We start from the raw sequence: 682 nt of genomic DNA, 5'->3' as shown, positions 1-682 counted from the left end.
TTCAAAGAAACGCACACTTTTCATTCCAGAAATGGGTTACAAAATGAAAATTCAACAATAATATACAAGGATGGCCTCAAATTGTCACCAAAAGCACCGAAAATATATTTCGATATGACATAACCAATATTTAAAATAGTTTACTTTCCGGGGACGAAGTTTGTAGCGTAGGACCAGGCGTTGTTGGCAACAGGGTCAGCAAGGTGGTCAGCAAGGTTTTCCAAAGGCCCCTTTCCGGTCACAATGGCTTGAACAAAGAATCCAAACATGGAGAACATAGCTAGTCTTCCATTCTTGAGCTCCTTCACCTTCAATTCAGCAAAAGCCTCTGGGTCATCCGCAAGGCCTAATGGGTCGAAGCTGCCACCTGGGTAAAGTGGGTCAACAACCTCACCCAATGGCCCACCAGCAATTCTGTAACCCTCAACTGCACCCATCAAGATCACTTGGGTAGCCCAAATGGCCAAGATGCTCTGGGCATGGACCAAACTTGGGTTTCCCAAGTAGTCAAGACCACCTTCGCTAAAGATTTGGGCACCAGCCTTGAACCATACAGCTTCACCGAACTTGACACCGTTACGGGCCAAAAGCTCTGGGAAAACACATCCAAGAGCTCCAAGCATGGCCCATCTTGAGTGGATCACCTCAAGTTCACGGTTCTTGGCGAATGTCTCGGGGGCAG

1 protein-coding gene is annotated in these 682 nt (G+C 47.2%); it reads right to left on the bottom strand.

Translation table 11 applies throughout. The features are described from left to right. Positions 1-140: 140 nt before the first annotated feature. The coding region (locus FQP90_RS23000; RefSeq protein ID WP_144653427.1) for a chlorophyll a/b-binding protein at positions 141-682 on the bottom strand (542 nt) is incomplete at its 5' end.

This window comes from Paenarthrobacter nitroguajacolicus (assembly GCF_007786235.1).
GTDB classification, from domain to species: domain Bacteria; phylum Actinomycetota; class Actinomycetes; order Actinomycetales; family Micrococcaceae; genus Arthrobacter; species Arthrobacter nitroguajacolicus_A.
The sequence above is the reverse complement of the archived record's forward strand: the minus strand, read 5'-3'. Positions and strand labels throughout refer to the sequence as shown.